Source organism: Roseibium algae (assembly GCF_037783265.1).
GTDB classification, from domain to species: Bacteria; Pseudomonadota; Alphaproteobacteria; order Rhizobiales; family Stappiaceae; genus Roseibium; species Roseibium algae.
Window position 1 is genome coordinate 1 of the sequence record NZ_JBAKIA010000010.1, and the last position, 19,744, is coordinate 19,744.

The following is a 19,744-nucleotide window of genomic DNA, read 5'->3' on the forward strand; positions in this document are numbered from 1 at the left end:
GCTCGGTCACATCGGCCCATCTGCTCGATCTGTCTGATCGCATCAATCCGGGTCATGCCTTGCCCCATCAGCACTTCAACCTGTCGCAACTTAACGACAATCTCTTCCGGTTTTGGTCGCTTCATAGTCATCTCTGGTCCTCCAGTTTCCTAACTACAGGTGAGGACCAATTCAAAGGGGGAGGAGCATGGCTGCCTGATGCTGGAAACATGGCCCGCCGCCGTGTTTACGCCAACCGGTAGAGAATCGGCATGGCCGCCGTGTTGTTTTTCTGGAAATTCGCCAGAACGAAACTGCGGAAGGTCCGGTTGAACAGAAGCGCTGGCAGAATATCGCGCAGCCTGTCCCATCGGCAATGATTGATGATTGTGTAACTGATGCCCGGTTTCGGATCCGGCAGCAGGAGCGTGGAATTGTCGAGGCCTGTCTGGTCTTCAAACCAGCCGGCTGTGTAATTCCAGACCTGCAGATTGAGATCCAGACTGTCCGCATAGAAGTAGTTGAACAGGAAGACACCGTCGCGGGAGTGATCAACCGGCCCGATCCGGCGCGCGTTTGAGGCTGTCACAGTGATTGATTTGCTCGCCAATTTGTCAGCTGACGTCAAGGCCTCCTGCCATTGAACGCTGGAAGCAAAGCTTTGGGCTGCCTCTGGGGTCGTGAACTCCACCAGCAGCGTGACGTCAAACCGGGCGATATTCACCTCTGGGCGGTCCTTGAGCAGCGCGCCGCGTCCGGGCGGCACGATCATCGCCTTGAAGACGGTCGCCTCCAGAACGTCATTGCTGTCTAGCAGTTGTCGTGCCAGGGCCTTGAGATTCTTGATCAGTGTCTTTTTGCGCTGGCTTTCGACAAAGAAACCCACAGGCGGGCGATGATCAACTTCAAGGGCCAGAAACAGGTAGCCGGATTGTGTTGGCTCAACCAGAGTGACTTTCGGAAACTTGTCTTTTGGGCCAACGATTTGCAATTTTTCCTGATGGCCAGTCATGCTGCTCTGTTCACTCATCTTGCTCTCGTCGTTCATTGCGTTTCTTCTTCGCTGGAATTGAGGCTGCGTACGACCTGTGCGAGATGGGCATTCGCCAGCGTCACGGCATGGGCAACGTCTGCCTCGCTCGCAATGCCATGCAGATAGGTCATCCGAAGCCCGGAAAGTGGTCCGATCACTTGCCAGACAGCGACTTCTGCCGGGATGTCGTTTCGAATGTCTCCACGTGCCTGCCAGGCACTGAAGGCGGGCTGTAAGCGTTCAGACACTTCTCTCAAGGCGTTGCCGATGCCTTCTGGTCCCATGCGAAGCATCAGGGAGGTGAAGGCGCGTGCGCGGGGCTTTGTCCAGGCCAGAACGATGGCACCGAACACTTCTGGGATTGCCGTGCGCGCTGGCATGTCAATCAGCGGTTTATCGCCAGCAACCACCCCAAGCAGGTCCGGGCCAGCTTCACGCATCAGCGCTTCGAAAATTGCCTGTTTGCCTTTGAAGTGGGCGTAAAGCGCCGGATCACTGACGCCGACCTTGGCCGCTATCTGGCGAACGGTCGCCCCGCCAAATCCGCGCTCGGCAAAGATCTCAAGCGCAGCATCCAGAATCCGCTCCTGCGTTGCCCGTCCATCCGAACTCGGGGGGCGCCCGCGCCGTGGTGTCTGTTTTGTATTCATATAATTTAATTAGCGCTCATTAATTTATGAGTCAAGCCATGCTTTTGGTGTGTATGGACACTGCGTAAGAGGGGAAACAGCCAATGACTTGGAACAACCCGGCCAGCTGCAATTCTGCCGAATTCATGCCTCAGCGCGAACCTCTTGCCCAAAGCTTCAGGTCGGCGATGACCTTTACAGTCACCAGTACGACGAGGGCGCAGAGGGCGAATTTTGTCATTGTTTCCATCGTGCCTTCGATCAACACTGCGTGTACAACGCTGCCAAGGACGATGACAGCTGCGAGCGCAGTGTGGGCGATGCGCCACGTCTTTGGATGGAGACGCAAACGCCGACGGAAGGCTGCTAGCACTGCGGAAGCGAACACCGCCCACATGGCGATAACGCCCCAGACAGAGAACTGCGTTGGAGAGGAGAACAGCAGAGCATCAATTACGTCCGGCGGACTGGTGATCCAGAGACCTGAAACATGAATTACAACGACCGCAACCAGAAGGGCCCCAACCCAGCGATGGGCGCGTCGTCCTTGCAGGGCGGAAAGTCCGGGCAAATGCCCACCTGCCAGCAAAGGCTGAGCCAACAACAGGGCCAGGGCGACAATGCCTGCAAATCCCGCTGCGATGTAGACCGGATCCCGCCAGGCCAGCAATGGACTGAAAGCGGCTGCGACGAGCGGCACGGCAATCGCAACTGCTAGAGCTATCCAAATGAAAGACCTGCGTCTCAAGGAAGGTTGTTCGAGCCTCACTGTTGTCAGGCCGGTTGAAGCACGAAATCCGCATTGAGGCTTGTGTCACGTGCACTGGTCATGACGGGACGCAGGAACACAGTTTTAAACGCCTGATCATCATAGGCAAGGTGAGCATGCGGTTGGCCGAAGGCCGGGACGATCTGAGGCATCTCCAGGCGAAATACACCCTTTGCGTCAGTCAGCGTTGCACCATGGCTCCGCCGGTCGCGTTCGCTACCCTCAGTCGTATGCGCCCAGATCTGGATGCGCTGGCCGGCAAGTGGCAAGCCATCGCCCTCACGCCTGACAGTGCCTGTCATCCAGAACCCTCCGCCACCGATCCGGTCGACAATGGGCGCACCGGGGCGGTAATTGTTCGACCCGCCGCGCATCGAGGGTGTTGGGGCCAGACCATTGGCTTGGGCCGGGACCAAGAGGCCGGACACGCTAGTTGCCAACACGGCACCGGTTGCGGCGAGAAGGCTGCGGCGGGTTGTGAGAAACTCGGTCATGTGGCTTCCCTTTCGGACGATGATGGATTGTATCTATAAAGTGAATTATACTTGGCACGCCTTAAATCTAGCGAGTTTTTGAGCGATCCCAAGGTGGGGAGGGCATGAGCCTGGATAAACCACAGTCACGGTTTCGTGAGTTTGCGGCTGAGGTGATCAAACGCCGACAAAATCTTAGCCAAATTTCCGTTTTCGATTGAGTGTGACAGCCAGACGCGCTAATCGGCCTGCTTTGTGATATGCGCTGTGTGCGGCTTCGGAAAAGGGCACGACATGATCCCCACTCCCTACTATCTGATCGACAAGTTGAAGCTTCTGCCGAACATGGAGAAGATTGCCTGGCTGCGGGAGCAGTCCGGGGCGAAATCGCTGCTGGCGCTGAAGTGTTTTGCTGCCTGGTCCGTTTTTGATTTCATGAGTGAGTATATGGACGGCACCACTTCGTCTTCGCTCTATGAGGTCAAACTGGGCCGTGAGAAATTCCCTGGCGAAACACACGCTTACTCGGTGGCTTACGGCGATGATGAAATCGACGAGGTTGTCGCCAGCTCTGACAAGATCCTGTTCAACAGCATCGGCCAGCTGGAGCGGTTCGATCGCCAGTCGGCTGGTCATGTTCGGGGCCTGCGCGTCAATCCGGGCGTCTCGACGTCCGAGTTTGATCTGGCAGACCCTGCGCGGCCGTTCTCGCGCCTTGGCGAGCATGAGCCTGAGGAGATCGCAAAGGTCGCAGATCGCATCACTGGCTTCATGTTCCACAACAACTGTGAGAATGATGATTTTGACCGGTTCGATGGTATGCTCAGCCATATCGAGCAGCGCTTCGGCTTTTTGATCCGTCAGATGACGTGGATCAGCCTGGGCGGCGGCATTCACTTCACCGGAGAGAATTATCCGCTGGAGAAGTTCGCTGAACGGCTAAAGCGCTTTGCGGGCGAAAACGAAGTGCAGGTCTACCTGGAGCCGGGGGAGGCGGCGATCACCCGCTCCACCACGTTGGAAGTCTCGGTGTTGGACACGCTGCACAATGGCAAGAACCTGGCCATCGTCGACAGTTCTATCGAAGCTCATATGCTCGATTTGCTGATTTATCGCGAAAGCGCCAAGATAGCGCCGGATGCTGGACCGGAAGAGTGGATGATCTGCGGCAAGTCGTGCCTTGCAGGCGATATCTTCGGTGAGTTCCACTTTGGAAAACCGCTGAAGGCGGGCGACCGATTGTCAGTGCAAGATGCCGCCGGTTACACGATGGTCAAGAAGAACTGGTTCAATGGCGTCAAGATGCCGTCCATCGCGGTGAAGGAGCTGGATGGCTCCGTGCATGTGGCGCGCAGCTTCGGCTATGATGATTTCGCAGCCGCGCTCTCTTAAACCGGGGGCATAACGTGGCGGTAAAGCAGGGCCGCACAGCGTCCTGAACAACTGGAATACCCTTTTATATCCAATAAGGAGGACTATGGGCCAAATGAAACGCAACGTATTGATTATTGGGGCCGGCGGCGTCGCGCAGGTGACCGCCCACAAATGCGCACAGAACAACGACCTGCTCGGTGATCTGCATATCGCTTCGCGAACCAAGGCAAAGTGTGATCAGATTATTGAGAGCGTCCGTGAAAAAGCCAGCCTGAAAGTCGACGGCGTTTTTAAAGCTCATTCCCTCGATGCGATGGACACAGCCGCTGTGGCTGATCTGATCCACCAGACCGGCGTTCAGATTGTCATCAATGTCGGCTCGCCCTTCGTCAACATGACTGTTCTGGAAGCCTGCCTTGAGACGGGCACGGCCTATATGGACACGGCGATCCACGAAGACCCGGCCAAGATCTGTGAGACGCCGCCCTGGTACGGCAACTACGAATGGAAGCGCCGCGAGGCTTGCGCTGAGAAGAAAGTCACCGCCATCCTCGGCATTGGCTTTGATCCGGGCGTCGTCAACGCCTATGCCAAGCTGGCTATCGATGACTATGTGAATGAGCCATCCTCCATCGATATCGTTGATATCAATGCAGGCGATCATGGCCGCTGGTTCTCGACCAACTTCGATCCGGAAATCAATTTCCGCGAGTTCACCGGCACGGTCTATTCCTGGCAGCAGGGTGCTTGGCAGACCAACAAGATGTTCGAGATCGGCAAAGAATGGGATCTGCCTGTTGTTGGCACCCAGAAAGCCTATATGACCGGCCACGATGAGGTCCACTCGCTGGCCACCAACTATCCGAACGCCGATGTGCGCTTCTGGATGGGCTTTGGCGATCACTACATCAACGTCTTCACTGTTCTGAACAACCTTGGCCTCCTGTCAGAACAGCCGGTCAAGACAGCTGAGGGCCTCGAAGTCGTGCCGCTGAAGCTGGTCAAGGCCGTGCTGCCGGATCCCAGCTCCCTTGCACCTGACTATGTCGGTAAGACCTGCATCGGCACGCTGGTGAAGGGCAAAACGGAGGGCCAGGACGCGGAAGTTTTCATCTACAACGTGGCCGATCACAAGGACGCCTACAATGAAGTCGGTTCACAAGGCATCAGCTACACGGCAGGCGTTCCACCAGTCGCAGCCGCCATGCTGATTGCCGATGGAACATGGGATGTGGGCACGATGAAAAACGTTGAGGAACTGGATCCGAAGCCGTTCCTGAACATTCTCAACCGTATAGGGCTACCGACCTTCATCAAGGACGCCAACGGCGAGCGCCCGCTGACGTTCTGATCTTCGGATAGAAATCTTTACTGAAAAAGCCCCGGTGATGAACCGGGGCTTTTTTGTTGGGGCACTTAGAATGATGCGAAAATACTGTCAGCCAAATAGTATTTAAGGTGCCTCAGGCACCTTCATATTGTGCCGAAAGCTCCAGCCATTCCTCTTCGATCTTGCCGAGCTTTTTCTCGCAGAAGGCCCGTTCCTTGACGAATTTTGCCGCCCTGGCCGCATCGGCAACATAGAAACCGGGATCAGACAATTCCTCGTCGATCATGGCCAGTTTCTTCTGCAGGCGTGCGATTTCTTTTTCCGCGTCCTGGATCCGCTTGCGCAAAGGTTTCAGTTCGGTCCGCTTGACGGCGGCATCCTTGCGTTTTTCTTGCGCTTTGGCAGGCTTCGGCTTTGGTTCTTCCTCGGCCTTGGGCTTCTTTTTCTTTGCGTCAGGGCCTTTGAGGATCAATTGGCGGTAATCGTCCATATCGCCGTCATAGGGAGCAACACCGCCGTCACCTACCAGCCAAAGTCTGTCAGCACAGGCTTCGACCAGATGCCGGTCATGGCTGATCAGAATGACAGCGCCCTGGTATTCGTTCAAGGCAATGACCAAGGCTTCCCGGCTGTCGATGTCCAGATGGTTGGTCGGCTCATCCAGGATGATCATGTTGGGACCATCAAAGGTTGCCAGCCCAAGCAGAAGACGGGCTTTTTCGCCCCCTGACAGATCCTTGGCCGGAGTGGTCATCTTTTCCGTTGGCAGGCCAAAGCCCGCCACGCGGGCGCGCACCTGTGCTTCGGATGCCATCGGCATCAACGAGCGCACATGGGCAATGGCATTTTCGGCCGGGCGCAATTCATCCATCTGGTGCTGGGCGAAAAACGCGATCTTCAGCTTGGACGCCTTTGTGATGTCCCCGCCCATGGAATCCAGGCGGCCGGAGATCAGCTTGGCAAAAGTCGACTTGCCGTTGCCGTTCGCTCCCAGGAGGGCGATCCGGTCATCGGGATCGATGCTGGCCGTGATCTTTCTCAAAATAGCCTTGCCATCATAGCCGACAGAGACATCTTCCAACTTCAGGATCGGCGGCGACAAACGTCCCTTTGGATCTGGAAAATGGATCGGCGTGGAACTGTCTTCCATCATTCCTGTGAGCGGCTCCATCCGCTCCAGCATTTTCAGGCGCGACTGGGCCTGACGGGCCTTGGACGCCTTGGCGCGGAACCGGTCAACGAAAGCCTGCATATGCTTGCGCTGCACATCCTGCTTTTCCTTGGCCTTCTGCTGAAGGATCATGGTTTCGCGGCGTTGGCGGTCAAAACTGTCGTAACCGCCCCGGTAAAAGGTCAACTTGCGCTGATCCAGATGGACAATGCTGTCCACGGCCTTGTTGAGAAGGTCCCTGTCATGGGAAATCAGCAGCACTTGATGCGGATAGCGCGCCACGTAGTTCTCCAACCACATGGTGCCTTCCAGATCGAGATAGTTGGTCGGCTCATCCAGCAACAGCAGATCCGGTTCGGAAAAGAGCACAGCGGCAAGAGCAACGCGCATCCGCCAGCCACCGGAAAAGGCAGAGCAGGGGCGTTGCTGAGTTTCTGCATCAAAGCCGAGACCCGATAGGATCGCCCCTGCGCGCGCTTCTGCGGTGTGGCTGTCGATGTCCGCGAGACGCACATGGATTTCTGCAATGCGCTGCGGGTCGGTTGCCGTTTCAGCTTCTGCCAGTAGAGCGGTGCGCTCCGTGTCGGCTTTCAGCACAACGCTGATCAGGCTCTCTTCGGTCCCCGGCGCTTCCTGAGCGACTTGGCCGATCCGCGATTGCTTCGGGATCGTGACCGATCCACCTTCGGAGCTGAGGTCCCCGGTGATCAGTTTGAACAGGGTCGATTTGCCTGTGCCATTGCGCCCGACAAGACCAGTCTTGGTCTTCGCAGGCAGCGTGACGCTGGCATTTTCGATCAATAGGCGACCGCCTATGCGGTATGTAAGGTCGGTTATCTGTAGCATGGGCGGAGGAATGGCTCAAAGTGGCAAAAGACGCAAGAGGCAAGGCGCGGCTGCAGTGAAGATTGCCAAATCTTATTCCGCATTTTTAAAAATATTGCGCCAGGTAGCGGTTAAATGGTCACAATATTTTCCACCTCCGCCTTCAGATCTTCAAATTCTGTTTTCAGCGCTTCACTTTGGTCATCGCTGTTTGAGGGAAAGGGGGGCGTCTTCCAGGTCTTTGCGTACTCTGGCGATTGTCAGTTATTTACTGACCTGAGTTATAGATCCCCAGTTGCCAATGAATTCATGTAGATCTCCGCGAAACCTGTCAGGAGTTCATAACACAGGGTCATTTCGCGTTTATCAGGGTCCCAGTAGGCATTTTCCTCGCCGCAACTGGTTGCACGGAAAGTCACCGGCGCAGGCAATTCGTAGAGACGATCGAGTTCCTCTGCGACGCTTTCCATCAACTCGCTCTGGTACAGCAAGATCGACATGGCTTCAAATTCGGGTGAAGCCGGATCATGCAGCACGGTGATGCGCTGTTTCGTATCGGTATCTGAGCGCAGAAACGGTTCGGTCACCGAATCCCACGATTGGACAGCCTGATCATAGTCCCATGCACAGGTTTCCGCGCGTTCTTTCGGTAGACCCAGATCTGCGGCAAGCTCGGTAAAGGCATCCGGATCGCTACCGGCCATCATGCAGAGCATCGTGTAACCGCGTTGTTCATCAAGGTCATGTTCGCCGTAAAAGACGAGGTCTTCCTCATTGTCATCGGCGATTAAAAACCAGCCGATCATGGCGTTGGTCAGCAACAGATCCGTGTCGTCGTCACCTGCAGACAACATGGTGATGGTCGCTAGATTGTCGACGGCATCTTCTTCCTGGCCGAGGATTGGCAGCTGGAGCTCAGACACAAGCATGTGTCCGGCTTCATGATAGAGTGTGAATAAGATGTTGCCGCTGACAAAGACGAAAAGCTCTTCAAGGCTTTCCCTGGTCAGGGATTCCATGCGTGGGGTTAGATCGTCGTCAGCTCTGGCTGGGTGTGGCACCCAGGCAATACAAAACAGAAGTGTGGCGATCAGCACATTTGTTGGGTTCAGTCGCAACGAAGTTGAAAGACTGGCAACATTTTTGCGTCGACAAATGCATTTACTGAATAACACCCGTCTTTATCCCTACGACCAATGTGCCCAATTGCAGCAAATATTTCTGCACCTTGGAAAGATAGCGATTGTACCTAACAAGATCTAGCAGTGCGACACCCGTTCTCCCTTGATATTAGCGTCAGGAGAACGCCGCTGAATTTTAACGTTGGTGATAATAACGGCCTTCACCCGATGGGACAAAGGTCTGCCTGAGCCCGCCGATTCTGGCATGGGGCCCGAAACTGACGGCTGACATCAAATTGTCACGGGGCTTACCCCTTGCGGATGGCACGCAGCGAAGATATAGCAAGCGCAAATTTGTAGCTGCTCCGGCTCTATGGTTTGGGCAGAATGACTATCAAACGGCTTTCATAAGCCGAAACCTGGAAAGACCAAATACCATGGCGATTGAACGCACGTTTTCGATGATCAAGCCGGACGCAACCAAGCGCAACCTGACAGGCGCTATCACAGCAAAGCTGGAAGAAGCTGGCCTGCGTGTTGTTGCTTCCAAGCGCGTATGGATGTCCCTTCGCCAGGCTGAGGCTTTCTATGCTGTTCACAGCGAGCGTCCTTTCTTCGGCGAACTGACAGAATTCATGTCGTCCGCACCGACAATCGTTCAGGTTCTGGAAGGCGAAAACGCCATTGCTAAGAACCGTGAAGTCATGGGCGCAACCAATCCAGCAGATGCTGCTGAAGGCACGATCCGCAAGGAATTCGCTCTGTCCATTGGCGAAAACTCCGTACACGGTTCTGATGCTCCAGAAACAGCTGCTGAAGAAATGGCATTCTGGTTCGCAGGCAATGAAATCGTCGGCTAATCGCTGACTTTTTTGAAACTGCAGAATACCTTAGAAAAGGGCTGGCACCATTTGGTTGTCGGCCCTTTTTGTATTTTGAGGCAAGGAGCAGGTCAGTGTGTAGGGTGAGCGCGGAAGGGACGAAAGCTCTCAAGAGGAGTCCGCGGTAGCGGTACATGATAAGGGATGCGCCTGGTAAAAACTTGTAACCATGGCAATTGATTACCTTGACCCTTCGGAATGAGACGGTCACCTTGACGTCTCATATTTATTTTCGAAAAGATCCCCGATGAACAAGCCCTTGCCGACCACAACCTTTTCCGCCTGCCCGCATGATTGCCCTTCAACGTGCGCACTGGACGTGGAGCTGCTGAGTGATGGCAAGATAGGGCGTCTGCGTGGGTCTTCGCTCAACAGTTACACGGCTGGGGTCATCTGCGCCAAGGTGGCCCGCTATTCCGAGCGGCTCTATCACCCGGATCGTTTGCTTAAACCAATGCGCCGAATAGGCCTAAAGGGCGAAGTCAGGTTCGAGGAAATTTCATGGGATGCGGCGCTGGATCTGGTTGCCGAAAATTTCCTTCAGGTCGAGCGCGAACATGGCGCGCAGAGCATTTGGCCCTATCACTATGCCGGAACAATGGGCATGGTGCAGCGGGATTCGATCCATCGCTTTCGCCATTCCAAGGGTTATTCCCTGCAGTTCGACAGCTTTTGCACGAACATGGCCTGGACCGGATATGTGGCGGGTACGGGCAAATTGGCGGGACCTGATCCGCGCGAGATGGCCGTCTCCGACCAGATCGTGATCTGGGGGACCAATCCGGTCGCGACACAGGTCAACGTCATGACCCATGCGATTGCGGCCCGCAAAAAGCGCGGCGCGAAAATTATTGTCGTCGATGTGTATCGTACGCAAACCATGAAGCAGGCCGATATTGGCCTTGTTCTGCGTCCGGGGACTGATGCTGCGCTCGCTTGCGCCATCATGCATGTGCTGTTTCGTGACAATCTCGCCGACCGCGACTATCTGGAAAAATATACCGACTGCCCAGCGGAGCTGGAGGCGCATCTTCAGACCAGAACTCCTGAATGGGCAGCAAAGATCACCGGTCTGGACGTCAGCCAGATCGAGGAAGTCGCCAAGCTTATTGGTGTGGTGAAGAAAACCTATTTCCGCCTCGGATATGGCTTCACCCGTTCGCGAAATGGCGCAGTGGGCATGCATGCGGCTGCCTCCATTGGTGCGGTAACGGGTTGCTGGCAGTATGAAGGCGGCGGCGTCTTTCACAACAACGGCGCGATTTATGATCTCGACAAGTCGAGGATTGAGGCAAGTGATCTAAAGGATCCCACGATCCGTGCGTTGGATCAAAGCCTGGTTGGGCGGATCCTGACCGGCGATAAGGACGCGCTGTTCGGCGGGCCTGAGGTCAAGGCCATGTTGGTCCAGAACACCAACCCGATGTCAGTCGCACCCGAGCAGGAGTTGGTCAGGCAAGGCTTTGCCCGCGAAGACCTCTTCACCGTCGTGCATGAGCAATTCATGACTGAAACCGCGCAGATGGCAGACGTTGTCTTGCCCGCGACCCAGTTTCTGGAGCACGATGATGTCTACAAGGGCGGCGGTCACCAGCATCTGATGCTTGGGCCAAAGATTGTCGATCCGCCTGAGGGGCCCAAGGAAAACATCTTCGTCGTCAATGAACTGGCGAAACGTCTCGGCGCGACGGATCATCCAGGCTTCCACATGACGTCCCACGAGCACATCGACTGGATGCTGCAACACTCGGGCTATGGCACACTGGAAGAGCTTGAGTCTGGTCGCTGGATTGATCTGCAGCCGGATTTTGATACTTCGCACTTCATAAAAGGCTTCGGTCACGCCGACGGCAAGTTCCATTTCAAGCCGGACTGGGGCCGCTCAAATGCACCCAACAAGCCGCTGGGCAGCCCAATGGGACCGTGGAACGCCATGCCGGAGCTGCCTGATCAATGGGATGCAATTGAAGCCGCCGACAGCGAACATCCGTTCCGTCTGGTCACAGCACCTGCGCGCTCGTTCCTCAACTCGACCTTCAACGAGACGGACAGCGGCAAGAAGAAGGAAAAGCAACCGGAGATCTGGCTGCGATCCGAGGATGCTGCCCGCTTTGGCATCGGGGATGGTGATCAGGTCAAAATGGGCAATGCCCGTGGCGTCGTGACTCTACATGCCAGGTTCTATGAGGACCTGACGCCGGGCACCGTGATTTCCGAAGGCATCTGGCCGAACGAGGCTTTTACGGACGGCAAGGGCATCAACACGCTCACCGGCGCGGACCCTGTAGCACCCTATGGCGGTGCGGCATTCCACGATACTGCGGTGTGGCTGAAACGCGGATAGCGATTTAGCGCCAATGGCTTAACGCGGCGTGCGGCCTCAATCTCTCAGCAGGTTGAATTATTATGTGAGCAGCGGTGTTGTTTTTTGGCGCTGCCCAGATTGAAGTCACGCCTTCGGTAAAACTTCTAGCTCGAACTCAGCTGTGGCGAAGCTTTCGCCGTTGATCTGAATTTCCAGCATATGCGTGCCGCTGTAATAGGTTCGGGTGGTGATCGGACGGATAGCGTGGCGTTTGCTCAACGTAATCTGCTGATCTTGGCCAAGTTCGAAGGTCTTCCACTTGAATACCTTCGGTGACGTCGTGCCATTAGCCTTGCGATGATGAATGATATAGTCGACGATCAGTGGCTGGGCAGTTTCTGCCGTTGAGAGAATGTCGAGCGAAAAGTCGATGTGCTCGCCCAATGTCAGCCGATGAGTGACTTGAAGACCCGCAACTTCCACGCTTGGCTTGCCATATCCGAGCGCTGCCAATGTGGCGGTATGTCCTTGTTTGATCAGGCTGCGGCAGGCGTGTTTGACAAGGCGGCTCCGGGTGCGATCAGCGCACTTGAGCCAGTTGCCCGCAATGCCTGCCACGAGGTCCGGGTGGTCCTTGGCAATGTCATTGAGGTGATTGGCCACAGACCGACGGACATATTCCTCGTCGTCATTTTTCAGCGCTTCAAGCAGCGGCAGGACCGGGGACGGGTCCTCAATCAGCGACGGCAACCGCATGGCCCATGGCAGACGTGGTCTTGTCCCTTCCGAAACGAGGCGGCGAACGTGGCGGCTTGGATCGTCTGTCCAGGTGGCCAGCAGATCAATCGTGCGCTGCGGTTCTCGCAGCAATATGTGCCGAATGCCGAATTCTGATGTCAATCTCTTGGTCAGTTCCTTCATCAGCAGCATGGATGTGTCGAAATGATCACCGCCCAGTTGTCCGGCATATTCTGTCATCGGTACAATCGCCCAACCGGCAATACCTTGGTCCGTGACTGTCGCGCCCGCAAGATCGCCGTTGTGATCGGGCGCAAGGGATGCGAGCATGATTTCGGCAGTGCGGTCATAGTCATTTGGCAGAAACCGCTCCATCATCTCCCGGACGCGGTTGGAGCGCTGCTTCAATTCAAGGTCATCAAAACCGTTCAGCACTGCGGCGCAGAATCCTTGCCGGTCAAATTCCGACCAGTGTCTGACAAAGTGATCGGCCATTCCGATCACCAGAGCTTCGTTGAAGAGATATTTAAGAGGCTCTGCCATCGGGAAACCTTCAGTTGAAAGATTGGCGGGTGAGGTGATCCAGACCCTCCTTGGAGTCACTTGCCTGATGACACCGCCTGCAGGCTTTGTGCAAGACGTGAAATGCTTATTCCACGTCGAGCGGCCCCCCCTTCCTGACAGCGTCATGTCAGCAGTCACGCTGCTTGTAATTTGAGCGGAATGGATTGAGGTGAAGCTATGAGATGTCAGCCTCACAAGCTCGCTTTATTTTCGGCCTGCCATAACTTGATCAAGGCATCCATATCGGTACGTCTCGTCAAGCGAGAGGGATCCGATGTTGAGTCCTTAAGGGCAGGACCCTCGGGATGGGGGATAAGGAGATCGGATCGGGCGGCGTATTCGCTCAGTCCTGTTAAGGCACCAGAAGCGTTTTTCCGCTTAAGTCGTCTTCATCGCCGCTGATCGCGACTTTCTGGCCTTTGACCTTGGCTTTTCCGGAAGCAACCAGTTCCAGCGCTTTGGGATAGATCAGGTGTTCGATGCCGAGGACGCGCGCGCCGAGGCTTTCTGCTGTGTCGCAATCAAGCACCGGAACCGCTCCTTGGGAGATGATCGGCCCATCGTCCATATCGGCTGAAACAAAATGCACGGTCGCACCATGGAGCTTGACGCCTTCGTCCAGTGCCCGCTCATGGGTGTTAAGGCCTTTAAAGGAGGGCAGGAGAGCCGGGTGGATGTTGATCATCCTGTCGCGCCACTCGTTGACAAGATAGGGGGTCAGCAGGCGCATGAAGCCCGCCAGCACCACAAGTTCGATGCCATTGTCCTTCAGGACGGCATTCAGGGCCCGTTCGAAAGCCTCCCGGTCGCCCTTATAGTCCTTGTGATCGACAACTTCTGTCTTGATGCCCAGCTCTTCAGCTTTGGCAAGACCACCTGCGTCCGGCTTGTTGGACAAGACCAAAGCGATCTCCGCCGGATAGTCTGGCGACATGGCCGCTGCAATCAGCGACATCATGTTGCTGCCACGTCCGGAGATCAGAATCGCGATCTTTTTGCGCGTGCTCATTTTGCTGCTTGCCCAGAAGACGCAGATGAGAGACCCAAAGTGTTTTCAAAGGCAACAGACGCTCCGTCCGTGTCTGTGATTTCGCCGATGCGGAAGACTGTTTCTCCCTCTGAGGACAGAACCTCTGTGATGGTGTCAGCGTCTTCGGCTGCAACAACGACCACCATGCCGACACCGCAGTTGAAGGTACGCAGCATCTCGCTTTCGGCAACGCCGCCTGTTGCTGCCAGCCATTTGAAGACGGCAGGAGTGTCAATTGCGGCAAGATCGATCCGGGCAGACGTGTTGTCTGGCAGAACGCGGGGCAGGTTCTCTGGAAGTCCGCCGCCGGTGATATGGGCAAGTGCCTTGATACCCGATGTTGCCTTAAGCGCAGCCAGCAAAGGTTTGACGTAAATCCTGGTTGGGGTCATCAGTGCTTCACCAAGGGACTGGCCCTCAGCAAAGGGAGCAGAGTCTTCCCAGGACAGGCCGGACAGCTCGACGATTTTGCGAACCATCGAATAGCCGTTGGAGTGAACACCAGAGGATGCCAGACCCAGAAGAACGTCGCCTGCGCCCAGATCCTTGCGCGGCAGCATTTGACCTCGTTCGACGGCACCGACAGAAAATCCGGCCAGATCATAATCATCTTCAGCGTACATGCCCGGCATCTCGGCGGTCTCGCCGCCAATTAATGCAGAACCTGACATTTTGCAGCCCTCGGCAATGCCGGCGACCACATCCGTCGCTGTTTCCAGCTCAAGGGAGCCACAGGCGAAGTAGTCGAGGAAGAACAAAGGCTCAGCGCCCTGAACGATCAGGTCGTTCACACACATGGCCACAAGGTCGATCCCGACAGTGCGGTGCTGCTTGGTATCTATGGCGATCTTCAACTTGGTGCCGACACCGTCATTGGCAGCCACAAGGATAGGGTCCTTGAGACCTGCGCCCTTGAGGTCGAACAAACCACCGAAGCCGCCAATGTCGCTGTCTGCTCCTGGACGGGAGGTCGCCTTGACCAGCGGCTTGATCCGCCGAACCAGTTCATTGCCCGCGTCGATGTCCACTCCCGACTGGGCGTAAGTCAGACCGTTATTTCCAGAGGGCGTGTTATCGCTCATGGGGCTCTCCGATGCATGGCATTTGGATCCTGAAGGTACGCAGGCGATTACAGGCTGTCGCATTGGAACACAAGGGGAGGGCGCATGGAAGCAGGGAAGAAGTTTAGGGAAATCGTCTCAAAAGTGTCTAGAAGCGTTTTAGGATCCACAGGTTGGCCGTTAACCGGTTGATATACCGACTTGTCCGTGGATAGTCTCAGCAATTACGTGTGCTTTGTTGACCTTTGCCTGTCCACATTCCTAAGTGCAGGGCAATAATCGTACGCAGCGTAAGTCTGGTGCGCGTTGAATTATTTCGTTCTGCTTGGGCAGACAAAATTACGGTACGTGGAGTGAGAGCATGAACCTGCGCGGACAAATGAAGTTCTGGCTTATATCATTGGCCCTCTTCATTGGTTTCATGATGGTGTTTTCCGAAGTTATGTTGCCATTCGTGGCGGGCATGGCGCTGGCTTATCTGCTGGACCCGGTCTGTGATTGGCTAGAGGCCAAGAGCATGGGGCGCTTGACAGCGACGTTGACCATCCTGTTTGTGTTTCTGATTGTTCTTATTTTGTTCTTTTTAATGATCCTGCCGGTCTTGGGCAGTCAGTTGGCCAGTTTCCTCGACAGTCTGCCCGAGCTTGTCAAAAAGCTTCAGCAGTTGGTGTCGAGCAATTTCGGCGAACGACTGCTGAGTATGTCCGGATTAAGTGGCGAAAGCTTGCAGGCGTCCATGGGGGAGTTGATAACGCAGGGAGCAAGCTGGATGGGCGGCCTGGCGCAATCGCTTTGGAGTGGTGGGCAGGCCTTGCTGTCGATCCTGTCGCTATTCCTGATTACGCCCGTTGTCGCGTTCTATCTTTTGCTCGACTGGGATAACATGGTTGCAAAGATCGACGGTTGGTTGCCGCGCCAGCACCTGGACACACTGCGCGGCCTTGCCAGTGAGATGGACCGCGCAGTTGCAGGCTTCGTGCGGGGGCAGGTGTCTGTCTGCGTTTTGCTCGGCCTGTTTTATGCTATTGGGCTTGCTGTCGTTGGCCTCAACTTTGGTTTGTTGATCGGCCTGGGAGCCGGGTTGGTCAGTTTTATTCCGTTCGTTGGCGCTGGGCTCGGCTTCATGGTGTCGCTTGGTGTTGCACTTGTACAGTTCTGGCCGGATTGGACGATGATCATTGGCGTCGGCATAGTCTTTGCGATTGGCCAATTCCTTGAGGGGAATGTTCTTCAGCCCAGGTTGGTTGGCAAAAGCACCGGGCTTCATCCAGTCATCTTGATGTTTGCGCTGTTCGCTTTTGGCTATCTGTTCGGATTTGTGGGGATGTTGATCGCTGTTCCTGCCTCAGCCATGATTGGTGTGCTTGCACGATTTGCCTTGAAGCAGTACCTAGCGAGCCCACTGTACACAGGAACCGGTCGCTCAAAGGCGACTCAGGAAGAATAGGCGCCTCAAAAGATGGTGGAACCTCCGCGCCAGTTGCCTTTGGATTTGCCTCATGAAGAGGCGCTGGGCCGCGACGACTATCTGGTAGGAAGCTCGAACCGGGCTGCGCTGGACCTTCTGGAGCGCTGGCCTGATTGGCCTTCTGATGTGATTGTACTTGCAGGCCCGGTCGGATCGGGCAAAACGCATTTGGTCGAGGCTTGGCATCAAGAGGTTGGCGCTTCTACCATTTCTGCGGTGGATCTATCGGTGGACAGTGTGACGGATCTGATTTCCGCTGGAGCGGTTGCCGTTGAAGATGCCCATCGGGGCGTGGAGGAGACTGCCCTGTTCCATCTGCTGAATGCCGCCCGTCAGGCCGATGTGCGCGTTTTGATCACAAGCAGAACATGGCCGACTGCATGGTCGCTCAAACTGCCCGACCTGATATCGCGTCTGCGTGCTGCCACACCTGTGGAAATCCTGGAACCGGATGATGATCTGTTGCGGCAGGTTTTGGTGAAACTTTTCTCGGATCGTCAAATTGTCATCGATAGCGGAGTAGTCGACTATCTCGTTGTTCGCATGGAGCGTTCACTGGGAGTTGCTTGCCGTGCCGTTGAGGCGATTGATCGGGAGGCACTTGCAGGCCGCGTCAAGATTACCAAGCCGCTGGCTGGGCGTGTACTCGAAGTTGTGCAGTCCAATGATGCGCGCTAAAGGATCAATGCGCGCTGGGCGTCTATTGCGACTTGGACAAGAATTGGTGAGGCGGCAAGCCTCACCTAAAAGGAGACAGGGATGAACGAGAACGTCGATCTTTCCCATGCGGTTCAAGCTGCAGCCGGTGCCCCCAATTCCGTGGCAGCTGCGCAAGATGACCAGATGACGGATCTGATCAATTCGCCAGCTCGCTTCATGAACCGAGAATTGTCGTGGTTGCAGTTCAATCATCGCGTCCTGGAAGAGGCGATGAACCGAAATCACCCGCTTTTGGAGCGCGTGCGCTTTCTGTCGATTTCAGCCAACAACCTGGATGAGTTCTTCATGGTGCGGGTGGCTGGCCTGCGCGGACAGCAACGGGCGGAGGTCACCAACAGATCTGTTGACGGGCTGACACCAACTGACCAGTTGAGGAAAATCTCGGAAGCAGTGCTCAGGCTCCAGGCCTCCCAGCAGAGCATTTGGCGCGAATTACGTACCGAGATTGCAGAACAGGGCATAGAAATCCGCGATGGCAATACGCTTCCGCCCGAAGATCTCAATTGGCTGGAAGATCATTTCCTGTCGTATATTTTCCCTGTATTGACGCCTTTGGCCATCGATCCGGCCCATCCGTTTCCATTTATTCCAAACCTCGGGTTCTCCATCGTGTTCCAGCTTACGCCGATTGGCGGCGGGCGAGGCATGATTGCGCTTCTGCGTATTCCAACCCAGGTTGAACGGTTTGTTCAATTGCCGGACAGTCCGGAAGGCGCTACGCGCTTCATCGCTATTGAGCGAGTGGTTGGTCTGTTTATTGGACGGCTTTTCCCGAACTATGAGATTATCGGCAAAGGCACTTTCCGCGTCATTCGTGACAGTGATCTTGAGATCGAGGAAGAGGCCGAAGATCTGGTGCGCCTGTTTGAGAGTGCACTCAAACGCCGCCGCCGTGGGTCGGTGATCCGTCTTGAAATTCAGGACACCACTCCAATTGCTCTTCAGGAGTTTGTCGCCAATTCGCTGGATATGCGGGAAAATGAAATCTTTCTCGCCGATGGTTTGCTGGCGCTGAACAACCTGTCGCAGCTTGTCGATCAGGACCGGGATGATCTTAAGTTTGAGCCCTATACGGCCCGGTTTCCCGAGCGCATCCGCGAACATGGCGGCGATTGTTTTGCCGCGATCCAGCAAAAGGATCTGATCGTCCACCACCCCTATGAATCCTTCGATGTGGTGGTTCAGTACTTGCGTCAGGCGGCGCAGGATCCAGACGTGGTGGCGATCAAGCAGACGCTTTACCGAACCTCAAACAACTCGCCTGTCGTCAAGGCGCTCATAGAGGCTGCCGAGGCGGGCAAGTCAGTGACCGCGCTGGTGGAACTGAAGGCGCGATTTGACGAGGCGGCCAACATCAAGTGGGCCCGAGATCTGGAGCGTGCAGGCGTGCAGGTCGTCTTCGGCTTCATAGAGCTGAAAACCCATTCCAAGCTATCCATGGTGGTTCGCCGGGAAAATGGTGAACTCAAGACCTATTGTCACATTGGCACAGGCAACTATCATCCGATCACCGCCCGGATTTACGAAGATCTGTCGTTCTTCACTGATGATCCGAACGTCGCTCAGGAAGCTGCGCGCGTGTTCAACTACATCACTGGATACGCAGAGCCTGCAGAATTGAAGTATCTGGCTATCTCGCCGGTTAACCTGCGTCCGCGTATGCTTGAATTGACAGAAGCTGAAATCGACCATGCCAAGGCTGGGCGTCCGGCACAAATCTGGATGAAAATGAACTCTCTGGTGGATCCCCAGATCATTGATGCCCTTTACCGGGCAAGTCAGGCGGGCGTTCAGATTGATCTGGTGATACGCGGGATATGTTGTTTGCGTCCGGGCATCGCAGGACTGTCGGAGAATATTCGCGTGAAATCCATCGTTGGGCGTTTCCTGGAGCATTCCCGAATTTTCTGTTTCGGCAATGGGCATGGCCTGCCATCACCAGAAGCTCATATCTACATTGGGTCTGCTGATTTGATGCCGCGTAACATCGATCGCCGTGTCGAGGTGCTTGTGCCGTTGCAGACAGCCACAGTTCATGAGCAGGTGCTGGATCAGATTATGGTTGCGAACCTCAAGGACAATCAACAAAGTTGGCGTATTCTGTCTGATGGTAGCCATGAACGTGTGGTTCCAGCGCCAAGTGAAGAACCTTTTAACGCTCACCGGTATTTCATGACGAACCCATCACTATCCGGGCGGGGGAAATCGCTTAAAAGCGACAGTCCACGTCCGTTCCTGAAACGTCCCACAAGGGGTTGAATACATAGTGGTTG

16 protein-coding genes are annotated in these 19,744 nt (G+C 55.4%); 7 read left to right on the forward strand and 9 right to left on the reverse strand.

Annotated elements, in window-relative coordinates; genetic code table 11:
- Positions 1-226 precede the first annotated feature (226 nt).
- The 4 genes from V6575_RS14205 to V6575_RS14220 form a co-directional block, all read right to left on the reverse strand.
- The gene (locus V6575_RS14205) at positions 227-1,027 is read right to left on the reverse strand and encodes a hypothetical protein (protein WP_340275226.1); all 801 of its coding nucleotides are present in this window, start codon (positions 1,025-1,027) and stop codon (positions 227-229) included.
- Positions 1,024-1,662, reverse strand: coding sequence for a TetR/AcrR family transcriptional regulator (locus tag V6575_RS14210; RefSeq protein WP_340275227.1), 639 nt, complete (start codon positions 1,660-1,662; stop codon positions 1,024-1,026). Before V6575_RS14210 ends, V6575_RS14205 begins: the two co-directional genes overlap by 4 nt.
- 130 nt (positions 1,663-1,792) lie before the next feature.
- The gene (locus V6575_RS14215; protein ID WP_340275229.1) at positions 1,793-2,389 is read right to left on the reverse strand and encodes a ferric reductase-like transmembrane domain-containing protein; all 597 of its coding nucleotides are present in this window, start codon (positions 2,387-2,389) and stop codon (positions 1,793-1,795) included.
- Between the two features lie 26 nt (positions 2,390-2,415).
- Positions 2,416-2,904: a peptidase associated/transthyretin-like domain-containing protein gene (locus tag V6575_RS14220; RefSeq protein ID WP_340275231.1), complete on the reverse strand. Its 489-nt coding sequence runs from the start codon at positions 2,902-2,904 to the stop codon at positions 2,416-2,418.
- Positions 2,905-3,177: 273 nt separating this feature from the next.
- Here V6575_RS14220 and V6575_RS14225 point away from each other — a divergent pair, with 273 nt between their 5' ends.
- Together V6575_RS14225 and V6575_RS14230 are read left to right on the forward strand one after the other, a co-directional pair.
- A complete protein-coding gene (locus V6575_RS14225; protein WP_340275232.1) occupies positions 3,178-4,275 on the forward strand; it encodes a carboxynorspermidine decarboxylase in 1,098 nt (365 codons plus the stop codon).
- Positions 4,276-4,369: 94 nt separating this feature from the next.
- Positions 4,370-5,608: a saccharopine dehydrogenase family protein gene (locus tag V6575_RS14230; protein WP_340275233.1), complete on the forward strand. Its 1,239-nt coding sequence runs from the start codon at positions 4,370-4,372 to the stop codon at positions 5,606-5,608.
- 112 nt (positions 5,609-5,720) lie between these two features.
- Here V6575_RS14230 and V6575_RS14235 read toward each other — a convergent pair whose 3' ends face one another.
- Positions 5,721-7,604 carry an ABC-F family ATP-binding cassette domain-containing protein gene (locus V6575_RS14235; RefSeq protein WP_340275234.1) on the reverse strand — a complete coding sequence of 628 codons (1,884 nt, stop codon included), beginning with the start codon at positions 7,602-7,604 and terminating at the stop codon, positions 5,721-5,723.
- Between the two features lie 260 nt (positions 7,605-7,864).
- Complete coding sequence (locus tag V6575_RS14240; RefSeq protein ID WP_340275235.1) at positions 7,865-8,680, reverse strand: DUF4344 domain-containing metallopeptidase; 816 nt, start codon at positions 8,678-8,680, stop codon at positions 7,865-7,867.
- Positions 8,681-9,141: 461 nt separating this feature from the next.
- Here V6575_RS14240 and ndk point away from each other — a divergent pair, with 461 nt between their 5' ends.
- Together ndk and V6575_RS14250 are read left to right on the forward strand one after the other, a co-directional pair.
- Complete coding sequence (ndk, locus tag V6575_RS14245) at positions 9,142-9,564, forward strand: nucleoside-diphosphate kinase (RefSeq protein ID WP_340275236.1); 423 nt, start codon at positions 9,142-9,144, stop codon at positions 9,562-9,564.
- Between the two features lie 268 nt (positions 9,565-9,832).
- On the forward strand, positions 9,833-11,929 hold the full coding sequence (locus tag V6575_RS14250) for a molybdopterin-containing oxidoreductase family protein (protein WP_340275237.1): 2,097 nt from the start codon (positions 9,833-9,835) through the stop codon (positions 11,927-11,929).
- Between the two features lie 105 nt (positions 11,930-12,034).
- On the opposite strand, the gene V6575_RS14255 is transcribed toward V6575_RS14250, so the two are convergent.
- The 3 genes from V6575_RS14255 to purM all read right to left on the reverse strand — a co-directional run bounded on the left by V6575_RS14255 (position 12,035) and on the right by purM (position 15,304).
- Positions 12,035-13,171, reverse strand: a complete 1,137-nt coding sequence (locus tag V6575_RS14255) for a DNA alkylation repair protein (protein WP_340275238.1) — start codon at positions 13,169-13,171, stop codon at positions 12,035-12,037.
- Between the two features lie 373 nt (positions 13,172-13,544).
- Positions 13,545-14,201 (reverse strand): phosphoribosylglycinamide formyltransferase, encoded by a 657-nt coding sequence (purN, locus tag V6575_RS14260; RefSeq protein WP_340275239.1) that lies wholly within the window; start codon positions 14,199-14,201, stop codon positions 13,545-13,547.
- A complete protein-coding gene (gene purM / locus V6575_RS14265) occupies positions 14,198-15,304 on the reverse strand; it encodes a phosphoribosylformylglycinamidine cyclo-ligase (protein WP_340275240.1) in 1,107 nt (368 codons plus the stop codon). The genes purN and purM overlap by 4 nt, the downstream gene beginning before the upstream one ends.
- Before the next feature lie 340 nt (positions 15,305-15,644).
- Here purM and V6575_RS14270 point away from each other — a divergent pair, with 340 nt between their 5' ends.
- The 3 genes from V6575_RS14270 (at position 15,645) to V6575_RS14280 (ending at position 19,730) form a co-directional block, all read left to right on the forward strand.
- Positions 15,645-16,730, forward strand: a complete 1,086-nt coding sequence (locus V6575_RS14270) for an AI-2E family transporter (protein ID WP_340275241.1) — start codon at positions 15,645-15,647, stop codon at positions 16,728-16,730.
- A gap of 12 nt (positions 16,731-16,742) precedes the next feature.
- The gene (locus V6575_RS14275; protein WP_340275242.1) at positions 16,743-17,429 is read left to right on the forward strand and encodes a P-loop NTPase family protein; all 687 of its coding nucleotides are present in this window, start codon (positions 16,743-16,745) and stop codon (positions 17,427-17,429) included.
- An 81-nt stretch (positions 17,430-17,510) separates the two neighbouring features.
- On the forward strand, positions 17,511-19,730 hold the full coding sequence (locus tag V6575_RS14280) for an RNA degradosome polyphosphate kinase (protein ID WP_340275243.1): 2,220 nt from the start codon (positions 17,511-17,513) through the stop codon (positions 19,728-19,730).
- Positions 19,731-19,744: the final 14 nt, after the last annotated feature.